We start from the raw sequence: 10322 nt of genomic DNA, 5'->3' as shown, positions 1-10322 counted from the left end.
AAAAATGCAGGATTTCTGCTAATAGAATAGATGCCCGTTGTTACCAAATTGGTCTTTTCTTCTTTTTGCACACCTGCTCTCCAATTCTCCTTCATCTGTGTAACAGAAACAATAAAAGCAAGTACACCGAACATTGTTATTACAACTCCTGTAAATTGCAACACAATATGTGCTGTTCCCGAATAAAACACAATACTGATAATCTGTATTACAGGAAGCAAATATGTGATTATTTTAAGAGCTACTTCTATAAATTTGACAAATCCCTCTTTTCCTTTTCCTAATTGGTCTGTCTTTATGCCTTGCTTTTTCTGACTAATCAGCTTTGCAAAATAGCAGATGTAAAACACTGCCATCAGTGAAAGTGTAACAATTTTTATTATCATCGTGTACCTCCAAACAACGATTTGTAAGTTTCTTTAATGTCGCATAGACACAGTATAACATAATCCTGTGTCTATGCGATAACATTTACTACTTCTTCCGATATAAACTCATCCTCTCCACAGTAACCTCCGGATAGAAGTAAGTAAGAATCGTTGACTTAGTAACTCCTGCGGCAAGTGCCTTCTTCACTTTCTCTTTCTGTTCAGGTGTATAAGACCAGTGAAGCATTCGGTTTGTGATAGTATCTTCCATTTCTTTTACATAGCTTAATTGCAGTCTATTTAGCGTGTTTCCTGACTACTCAGGAAAAATATTTCTACCCTCGCCCCACCTGTATTTTCAGAACTTGAAAGTTTAATCCCTCCGCCATATTTTTCAGCCACAGTTTTTGCGAAAAAAAGCCCAATCCCATAATGGGCTTTGCCATTTCTACTTGTGTCATCCATAAAAAACTGCTCTGTGCCATGCAATAATGCTTCTTTTGTAAATCCTGATCCGCTATCCTCCACAATGAATGTCAGCCGGTCATCCTGCTCCTTTGCGTCAATATAAATGATTCCATTTTCTTTTGTATGCTCCACTGCATTCTGAATCACATTCATTACGGCCCGGAACATTGGATCATAAGCAATTGTTACCTTTTTATCACTTTGTTCCGCCTTCCAATCTATCTTCTGGTGATAGATTTCTACCAGTCCGAGTGCCTGTTCCTTTATATCTGCGAAAAAATCTTCTAACCTCACCGTTGTATAGGTAACATCACTGCAATTCCATGATTTTGTGACATCTATCAACTGTTTTACATAACTTTGTATCTGTGTTGTGCCGTTCAAAACATAAGTGATATTTTTCTTCTGTTCTGTGGTCAGTTCAGTCTCTGAAAGTAGTTCTGCATTTCCCCGTACAATCGTAAGAGGTGTTTTAATATCATGCGCCAAAGCAGACATCTGCTGTTTCTTTTCCTGCTCTGTTTTCCACTGCTTTTCTAAAGATTCTCGCAATGCATCTCGCATATCATCGATTGCCGATAAACAGTCATCAAACTCTTTGATACCGGAACAGGATGTCTCATATTCCAGATTTTGATCCTTTATTTGTCCGATTGCGTCTAATACAGGCTGCATCTGCTTTTTGATTCTTTTTCCAAAACGTATGGACGGAATGATGATAATCGCTATCGCTCCAATCACAGACATAATACTCATCACATTCTGTGGTCCTATAAAATGCTCCCTCAAAAAAGCTGAATGATATTGAGGTGTCAGGCGATATTGCAATACAACATATTCATTTTCCCTTGCAATTACTTTATAAAAATATTTCCCGGATGCGTTTCCGTGCTTTGCAACATTCCATGCTATCTGTTCGTATTGCTCTGACAGATCTCCACCTATTTTCTCTCCATTCTCTGAAAAGATTACATAATCACAAGGTGCGGGAATCATCTCAGCAGTCACTTTATCTGCACGTAGAATCGTATCATATGCTTCATTAATCTTTTGCTCTGCATAATTTGCCGGATAAATACAGCCCACACTAATCAAAAGGCACAGCAGCAGCCAAGCAACAATCACCAAACCTACTAATGATCCAAGCATGACCAGTACATATCTCATAAAAATCCTGCTGAGTGCATTGCTTCTCTTTACTCTTCCCATTTATATCCAATCCCCCAGACTGTTTTTATCGGCATATAATCATAATCCGCAAATTTTGCTCTTATATTTTTGATATGCGTGATTATAGTACTGTCATTACTCTCATTGTCAAAACCAAAGACCTCTTCTAAAATCTGTTCTTTCGAGAAAACCTGTCCCCTGTTTTTAGCCAGGAATTCACAAATTTCGTACTCCGCTTTCGTAAGAGGAAGTTCTTTATCATCAACCAATAGTTTCTTTTGAGACATCTGAATGCAGACTCTCCCTAAAACCATCCGGACAGAATGTTCCCTGTGCTCTCTTCTAAGATGCGCGTTGATCCTTGCCCGAAGTTCCATCACTCCAAATGGCTTTGAAATATAATCATCTGCTCCTAAAGAAAGTCCGTTTACCAGACTGTTTTCCTCCGTTTTTGCCGTAAGAAACAAAATCGGACAATCCACAAGTCTCCTAATTCTTTTGCATAATTCGAAGCCATCAATTCCAGGCATCATAATGTCCAGTAAAATCAGGTCATAACGATGTAATTCTTCCATATTAATTTTTAGTGGATTACTTACTTTGGTAACCAGATGTCCATCCTTATTCAAAATGCTTTCTATCATTTCCAAAATTGCCGGTTCATCATCAACTGCCAGTATTTTTGCCATAGTTTCCCTCGATTCTATTCCGATATTCTGTTTCCTTCCCAGTGGTTTACCCACCAAAAATAGTATACCATACTAATCCCTGTAAATATTAAGCAACCTGGTATGAATGACAACCATTCACCTACACTAGTTTCTCCCAATACAGATTGCAGATAAGTATATGGTACTCTACCCGTCCAGCAGACAAATACATATTTCCACACATAATCTCCAAGTCCGGTAAGCATCAATGCACTAATTAGTCCTGATATAATCCCTGCTCCAATGGATACCCCTTTTCCAAACTGAAAAGCCAGAATCAGCTGCCACAGATAAAGTGGAACACTGCTTCCCCACAGCAGCAATGCTGCAAATATACATCCTTTCATGATTTCGATATCGCTTGATGCGATTCTTCCAAATCCAATTCCGAATATGATTGCTGTCAATAGGATAGAGCACAGACACAAAACCAGTAGCATCAACAGTTTCGATAAAAATGCTGCAGGTTTATCTGGTAAAGACAACAGATTTTGAAAATTACCTGCATTTTGTTCCTGTTCCATCACACTTGCTGTAAAAATTCCAATAAGTACCGGAAGTCCTGCTCCTATTGCCTGATAAAATGCAATCACTTTCATATTTTCATTCCATGGTGAAAAAAAGTAATATATTAAAAATATAACGCTGGTTATAATCGGAATCAGTAAGTGTGCCAGAATCACAGATGTTCCTTTCATCTTTCGCAAGTCTGCATTAAGAGATCTTCCAATCATCTTATTTCACCTCTCTTCTCTCAAACCATTTCAAAAACAGAACCGTTACAAAAACAAACCAGATGATTGAGAGACACATTCCCGGAACAATGACTCCCGTATCCAAAAAAGGATTCCCTGCTTCTGCGGCAAGTCCATTTGGTAAAACATGAAGCAACGGGCACATCATTCGCATAGGGATTGCAGAAACAAGTACATACCAGATTCTGGTTTGTGATATTAGCACACCGCTGACGGTAATAAATAGGCAGACGAACAGGTTTACAATCATTCCAAATCGTTCGCTTAAAAATAAAGCTACCGGAATCTCCCATAACTCAGAAACCGTCAGAAACAATACTGCAATCAACGCTCCTTTCACTGGAACATGTGTCGTTAGAAGAAAGCCTCCAAGCGTTGCTCCTGCAAACACAATCACATTAGAAAACAAAATCATGTACCCAATATAAATAATTTTCCCCAGCAACAATTTTCTTCTGTCTGTGGGAATAGTCATTAAATGATAGTATTTTATCTTTTTCTCCTGCGCCACAGAAAGATAACAAAATAGAGCAATCATCCCCGGCAGCAAAAGTGTATACCACCAGTTCCAAACACTTTCTGCATAAGCATTTGTCATCCCAAGAGTAAATATAAATGCCATGACAAATGTAAGAAGAGGAAATCCCCAGATAAACTTTTTTCGCATGGTTCTTTTGGCTTTTTGATGTTCTGCTTTTATAATATTAACCATGGATTTCACCTGCTTTCTGGTTTTTTCTTACCACATTCATAAACAAATCTTCAAGATTATCTCCCTGCTTTAATGCTCCTTCGTATCCTAAGATTCCACCTGAAATAATCCCGACTTTATCTGCAAGTAACTGTACCTCCGAGAGAATATGACTGGAGAGAATTACAGTGATTCCCTGTTCCGGAAAAGACCTAATCAGCTCTCGTAATTCCTCGATGCCTATTGGATCTAATCCATTCGTAGGTTCATCCAATATCAAAAGTTCCGGTTCTCCAAGCAATGCCATTGCAATGCCTAGTCTTTGCTTCATCCCCAAAGAAAACTGTCCTGCTTTCTTCTTTCCGGTGTTTGTAAGTGATACAATCTGCAAGACCTCATCAATTCTGTTTTCATCTGTACCAAGCAATAATTGTCTTACCTTCAAATTCTCTCTGGCGGAAAGATTTTCATAAATAGGCGGATTCTCAATTAACGCTCCTATTTTTGATAAATCTTTCCTATCCCAAAGTTTTCCATCAAAGTAAATCTTTCCTGCAGTGGGTTTCATCATACCGGTCAGCATTTTCAATGTGGTAGATTTACCAGCGCCATTCGGTCCAAGCAGTCCATAAATCTGTCCCTTTTCTATATTAAGTGAAACATTATTTACCGCTTTCTGCTTTCTAAAATATTTACATAAATTTTGTGTCTGCAACATCATTTCCATCTTTACTATCCTTCCTTCCATATTTCATTTCTTACTGAAATATAATCTATCAGGGAAAAATAAAGATTTGATGAAGATTGCTACATTTTAGAAAATCTGCCCCGGAAGTTTTTTCTTCTCCATATACGGGAACTCTCTATCAAATGCCTCTGCTTCCTTTTCATTTACCAGATACCCTGCCGGAGGTGCATACTCTCCTGTAATTCCATTAAGATATCCCGGTATCAGTTCTTTGCACAGAAAGAAAGATGCATCCTCGCCTTCCGGCAATCCATGATAGCGGATGCCAAACTCGCTTGCCTGTTTAAATCCGCTTTTTCCATAAAAATCGATATTCCCTTCAAAGCATACTGCTCCGCATCCAAGCTCTTTTGCTTTTTCCAGAGAATAATCCAGTAAAATCTTTCCATACCCCTTACTTTTAAGCTCCGGTGCAATACAGATCGGTCCCATGGTCATAATGGGAATTTTTCCTGTTCTTTTTCTTTATCCATAACCGTTAAATTTTCAAGCAAATCAGCTTCCCATTGTATTTGAAAATCAAGTCCATCAATTTTAGATGGAGTATGATGGTTGCCTATTATAAAGCATATTCTATCAATATTTTTGTTATAGCCTACCTTTTTTAATATTTCTTTCGCTACTTCTGGTCCTTCCTTTTCTTGATAGACACCATCAATAGAACCGTATTTTTTTTGTGCTTCAACCGCACCAATATCATGTAGTATAGCAATTTTTGTTCGCCGATACAATCAGCATCATGGGACGGCGCATTTCATCCTGCATCCCCGGAATATCCATCATGTTTTCCGGCGGCTGCGGCTCCACAATATGATTTATTATAAAACCATTTGAAAGCAGTGTATTTAGATATGTGGTCAGTGTTCTATGAAATTTTGTAACCTTTTCTCCCAAAAACACAGCTGTTCGTTTACCCTCATAATAATAATTATCCACCGGAAAATGCAGTATTTCTCCTTTTTTGTTATAATACCAGTCTTGTGTTCCATAGGCAGTAAAAACAGGATGTTCAACCGTAAAAACTAGATTACCACCAGACTTCAGTATTCTATATATCTTTTTTACTAAAATCTCATAATCTGCTACATAGTGAAACGCAAGTGAACTTAATATTACATCAAAACTCTCCTCTGGGAATTCCACATCTTCTATAGCACAGCATTTATATTCAACCTGTGGAAAATGTGTTTTTTCTTTGGCTACCTCGAGCATTTTATGAGAAATATCAACACCTACAACAGAAGACGCTCCGTGTTCCATCGCATAAATACAGTGCCATCCATAGCCGCATCCTAAATCAAGCACACGCTTATCTTTAAAATCCGGCAGCAGCTTTCTCAATGTTTCCCATTCTCCTGCACCGGCTAGTCCCTGCTGTGAGCGACTCATTTGACTGTATTTTTGAAAAAATATATCATCATCATATTTGTTTTCTTTTCCATATTCTACATAATTCAACATCTTTCACCTCGCTGTAAACTTCCGATTTTTCGTTCTCTGCGACTTCCCAATAAACGGGAATTTGACTTGCCTATTTTCTTAAAATCTCATGTGGAGCTTCTATTTCATTTGCCAAGGTATGCTCTGTTAATTCTGACATCAATTTCAATTTTTTATTAATCAATGGTCGCATACAATTAGGAATATGTTCCTGATGCGCTCTGTGGATTGCTACACATTCCTTACAGTTTCCGTGATAACGACAGGCTTTCAGGCAAGGACAGTGATCTTTGTCTTTATACTCCTTACGAAATTCCGCTGCAAATTCTTGTTGCAGTCTCAGTCCCTCGACACGGTTTCCCTTATGAAATTCTACCATTGCATCCAGTTCTTTCTGGTTCCCTTCAATCTTCATGTTATTATAGCGCCTCCATTTCAACTATTCCTCATTTTCTGATAAATTCCTATTTGCATTTCCATTCATTTTAAAAATGGGCAATCCCGATTGGAATTGCCCACTCATTTATCACTCCAAAATCCAACGGCTTTGCCGTTGCCGTGCTTCGCACTCCTTGATTTTGTCGTTGTCACATCAGGTGAAAACAAATACTCGCTTTGCTCGTGCTTGTTTTCCTGCTGATGTTCCAAATTATGCGATTTTTTCTTGCTTGCACTTAATTTTGCATCAAATGATGTAAGTTTGATGTAAATCGCTGTTTTTTCAGTTTTTTATCAAATGAAGTACGTCCCGTCTATTTGGTAAAACGGTACATCTTTACATCACGTCGACTGGCGTCTCCTTGCGTTTTTCGCCTTATGTCGGTGTTTGCAAGTGCACACCGCCGCAAGGCTCAGTTTCTCATCTTAATAGAGCTTCGCACCTGCTGGAATGTGGTTATCAACCATAAGAAGATGAAGCTCTTCATCCTCTGAATCCTTAAGATTGTTTACCGCTGAAAGTAACATACCACAAGATTCTATTCCCATCATCTTTCTAGGTGGGAGGTTTGTGATAGCGATAAGTGTCTTTCCAACAAGTTCTTCTGGCTCATAGTAAGCATGGATTCCGCTAAGGATTGTACGGTCTGTGCCTGTTCCATCATCTAAAGTAAACTGAAGTAACTTCTTTGACTTAGGAACTGCAACACATTCCTTAACCTTAACAGCCCTGAAATCTGACTTAGAAAATGTATCAAAGTCAACAGCTTCTTCAAATAATGGCTCTACCTTAACATTAGAAAAATCAATCTTATCATTAGCTGTAAAGAAACCATTATTATTGCCGTCTGATGCTGCTTCTGTAGAAGTACTCTTTTCAGCCTTTGCAGCACTCTTGTCTGAACCTAATGACTTCATCGTCGGGAGCTTTTTCGCTCCTGCTGTAAAGAGCTGTAAGATGATTTACATTTCTTTAAATCATTACAATATTTTCTTTAGCAAGCTGTACTAAAATAACCAAATTTGCAGTCTTTTTTGGTCATATATTAGTCATATTAAATTTTTTTGGTCAATTGCCTAGTCCTCAAATCAGAGGACTCTTTTCTATATTATATCGTTGTTTCTAAAATACATCCATGTTCTTGGCAAGTTTCTCCAAAGCCTCTCTAGTAACCTCTGGATTTGCCTCCGCATAAATGTTCATGGTTGTGCTGACATCTGCATGTCCCATTACTTCTTGAATAACTTTTACATTGGTTTCGTTCTCACAAAACCTCGAAGCAAATGTGTGTCTAAAAATGTGACATGAAAACCTGGGCAACATTATAGGTTCTCTCTTCTTTTTCTTTGCCTCTACCTCTTCTTCGGCATTATGAGTATCAATGATTCTCTTGATTGCACGATTTACTGCCTGCGGATTATGTGGATTTCCAAACCGATTAGTAAATATAAAGTTTGTCATTCCATCAACCTCTGCAACACAAAAACCTTCTTCCTGCTGACGCTGATATTCAGACTTGAGCACTTCATACACCGGTCCCATCATTGGAATTGTCCTTATTCCTGCTTCTGTTTTAGGTTCTGAAACCCGAAACTCACACTTAAATGAATTGTCAGATCTTGTGTAATAAGTAAGACTATGGTTAATATTGATTGTTCGTTTCTTCATATCAACATCGTCCCATCTGATGCCTATTGCCTCACCGATTCTGCATCCAGTTCCAAGCAGAAATACAAAAAACGGATACCAATGGAAGAAAAACGGATTCTTTGCAACATAATCAATAAATTCTCTCTGTTGCTCTACTGTCAGTGCTCTTCGACTCTTTCTAGCACCACCGTTTCTTTTTTTCACCTCGGCATAAGCTCCATTTACAGGATTTCTTCTTATAATATCATCTCGTACTGCCAGCTCAAATGTAGGTCGCAATACAGTATTGATACTCTCCAAAGTATTTACCTGCAATCCCTTGTTCGTAATCAAATCCGTATAGAAAAATAAGACATCAGAATACTTCACATCCTTAATCTTTTTCTTTCCGAACGTATCCCTGATAAAATGATCCCATGTATATAAGTAATTTGCTTTTGTAGTGCTTCGCAACTCCGTCTTGGTAGAAATATATCTATCAAACAAAAAATTTACATCTGCACTTCCAGCAACATATACATTTAACCCGTCCATCTGGTCACGAACAAGTTCGTCTTCTTTCTGCCTAAGTGTTACAAGAGATTTCGCATATATCGTCCTTTTTTTCCCTAATCCTGATTTCATCGGAATGAGTGGCAAATATGTGGTTGATGGATTGTCCTTTATTAACCAGCGGCATTAGTAAATCATTTAGTTCCAATAACCGTTCAGGACTGGTACGAATGCCTTTCCTTGATGAACTTAATTCTTTGACGTATTCAGCGTGCGCCCGATGAGCAGTGTAGTAGGCATGGTTTCTTTTGCATGTCTTCTCATTTGGACAACGAGTGCAAACATAAGGCGGTTTATCCAGCAAAGGACAATGTGCAGAAATGTACTGTGAACATAAGCTTTTACAGTGGAATTCCGTACATGTTTTGCAACGATGGGAACAAGTGTAAATTGATTCCTGATCGCATATGTTTCTGCGTAAGCAAGAACGATAATTAATGCAGTCATTCGATGTATACCGGAAACCGTTAACAAAGCAACGGTGGTTCTTAATTTCGCAAGAGATTGTGGTTGCTGAGCGGTTCAGTCTTTTAGCAATAAAAGAGAAAGACATATCCTGGGCGAGATATTTTTCAATAATTGCCCGGTCAGTTAAAGTGAGATGTTTACTCATAGGTCTGCTCCTTTCTGGTCAGACAGCATATGAGTATTATCCTATAAAAAACAAGATTTGTAAAAGTAAACGCACGATTGTAAGAGTAAAAGTAGGCAATTTCTGGCGTTAAATTTTACAATTAAAGCATTGCCGATAAAATTGCAAGTCCTTTTTATCGGACACATTATTTTGCATAATGACAATAAGAAAATATCTATAGAACTGAAAGAAGGGATTTTTATGGCGGTTACCAATAATATCAGAGAAATCCGGGAGCAGCGTGGCATTTACCAGAACGACCTTGCCGCTGCTATCGGATACAGCGCCAAAACTGTCGGCAGGATAGAGCGTGGGGACAGTACCCCATCTGCCGAATTTATGCTGCAGATATCAAAGTACTTTAATATGCTGGTGGAAGATGTATTCCATGTGGAAGATTGAGTCGGAGCAGCAATTTTTTTGATTCTCCTCGTATGCCTTGTAATTCTTTTTGCGTGTTTCTGCTACTCTCATTCTGACACAGATAGAAGATGCCATATCCAAGAAGCCCCGCCACAGAAAAAACAAATATCACCGCTAATAAAAGTTGCAGAGTCAGGCATTTCCATTTCCATTCCCATACACGCCTTCTGCTTTGATTCCGTCTGTGTCTTTTCTTTCGCCTCTTCCGCAGCGTACACTCCCTGTTGTGTTTTCTTTGAAGAAAAGGCGGACATACATGCCCGCCTTCTCCATG

Annotated in this window: 14 protein-coding genes and 1 pseudogene; 1 reads left to right on the top strand and 14 read right to left on the bottom strand. The window is 38.5% G+C overall.

The window, feature by feature from the left end; all coding sequences use genetic code 11:
- The 13 genes and pseudogenes from WMO42_RS11445 to WMO42_RS11385 all read right to left on the bottom strand — a co-directional run.
- On the bottom strand, window positions 1–386 hold a 386-nt coding region (locus tag WMO42_RS11445), incomplete at its 3' end, for an isoprenylcysteine carboxyl methyltransferase (RefSeq protein ID WP_349192311.1).
- 88 nt (window positions 387–474) lie between these two features.
- Window positions 475–639 (bottom strand): hypothetical protein, encoded by a 165-nt coding sequence (locus tag WMO42_RS11440; RefSeq protein ID WP_318295714.1) that lies wholly within the window; start codon window positions 637–639, stop codon window positions 475–477.
- A 29-nt stretch (window positions 640–668) separates the two neighbouring features.
- A complete protein-coding gene (locus WMO42_RS11435; protein ID WP_349192310.1) occupies window positions 669–2045 on the bottom strand; it encodes a HAMP domain-containing sensor histidine kinase in 1377 nt (458 codons plus the stop codon).
- Window positions 2033–2695, bottom strand: a complete 663-nt coding sequence (locus WMO42_RS11430; protein WP_090141246.1) for a response regulator transcription factor — start codon at window positions 2693–2695, stop codon at window positions 2033–2035. The genes WMO42_RS11435 and WMO42_RS11430 overlap by 13 nt, the downstream gene beginning before the upstream one ends.
- Before the next feature lie 14 nt (window positions 2696–2709).
- Window positions 2710–3450, bottom strand: a complete 741-nt coding sequence (locus WMO42_RS11425; RefSeq protein WP_055040007.1) for a lantibiotic immunity ABC transporter MutG family permease subunit — start codon at window positions 3448–3450, stop codon at window positions 2710–2712.
- 1 nt (window position 3451) lies between these two features.
- On the bottom strand, window positions 3452–4183 hold the full coding sequence (locus tag WMO42_RS11420; protein WP_090141244.1) for a lantibiotic immunity ABC transporter MutE/EpiE family permease subunit: 732 nt from the start codon (window positions 4181–4183) through the stop codon (window positions 3452–3454).
- Window positions 4176–4889: a lantibiotic protection ABC transporter ATP-binding protein gene (locus WMO42_RS11415; protein ID WP_055176472.1), complete on the bottom strand. Its 714-nt coding sequence runs from the start codon at window positions 4887–4889 to the stop codon at window positions 4176–4178. Before WMO42_RS11415 ends, WMO42_RS11420 begins: the two co-directional genes overlap by 8 nt.
- A gap of 87 nt (window positions 4890–4976) precedes the next feature.
- A complete protein-coding gene (locus WMO42_RS11410) occupies window positions 4977–5348 on the bottom strand; it encodes a GNAT family N-acetyltransferase (RefSeq protein WP_055306792.1) in 372 nt (123 codons plus the stop codon).
- 8 nt (window positions 5349–5356) lie between these two features.
- Window positions 5357–5623, bottom strand: a pseudogene (locus tag WMO42_RS11405) (HD domain-containing protein); the annotation flags it as partial.
- The gene (locus WMO42_RS11400) at window positions 5607–6371 is read right to left on the bottom strand and encodes a class I SAM-dependent methyltransferase (RefSeq protein WP_349192308.1); all 765 of its coding nucleotides are present in this window, start codon (window positions 6369–6371) and stop codon (window positions 5607–5609) included. The gene WMO42_RS11400 and the pseudogene WMO42_RS11405, both read right to left, overlap by 17 nt.
- A gap of 70 nt (window positions 6372–6441) precedes the next feature.
- Window positions 6442–6765 carry an LPS biosynthesis protein gene (locus WMO42_RS11395; protein WP_349192306.1) on the bottom strand — a complete coding sequence of 108 codons (324 nt, stop codon included), beginning with the start codon at window positions 6763–6765 and terminating at the stop codon, window positions 6442–6444.
- 449 nt (window positions 6766–7214) lie between these two features.
- Entirely contained in the window at window positions 7215–7706 is a 492-nt protein-coding gene (locus WMO42_RS11390) for a hypothetical protein (RefSeq protein ID WP_055306795.1), read from the bottom strand.
- A gap of 205 nt (window positions 7707–7911) precedes the next feature.
- The gene (locus WMO42_RS11385; RefSeq protein WP_349192317.1) at window positions 7912–9063 is read right to left on the bottom strand and encodes a site-specific integrase; all 1152 of its coding nucleotides are present in this window, start codon (window positions 9061–9063) and stop codon (window positions 7912–7914) included.
- A 763-nt stretch (window positions 9064–9826) separates the two neighbouring features.
- On the opposite strand from WMO42_RS11385, the gene WMO42_RS11380 reads away from it, so the two are divergent.
- A complete protein-coding gene (locus tag WMO42_RS11380) occupies window positions 9827–10027 on the top strand; it encodes a helix-turn-helix transcriptional regulator (protein ID WP_349192304.1) in 201 nt (66 codons plus the stop codon).
- A gap of 68 nt (window positions 10028–10095) precedes the next feature.
- Here WMO42_RS11380 and WMO42_RS11375 read toward each other — a convergent pair whose 3' ends face one another.
- Entirely contained in the window at window positions 10096–10302 is a 207-nt protein-coding gene (locus tag WMO42_RS11375; protein WP_055306796.1) for a hypothetical protein, read from the bottom strand.
- Between the last annotated feature and the right edge of the window lie 20 nt (window positions 10303–10322).

The sequence above is a fragment of the Lachnospira sp. CLA-JM-H23 genome (assembly GCF_040096425.1).
Classification (GTDB): Bacteria; Bacillota; Clostridia; order Lachnospirales; family Lachnospiraceae; genus Lachnospira; species Lachnospira rogosae.
This window is presented reverse-complemented; position numbering and strand designations above follow the sequence as displayed.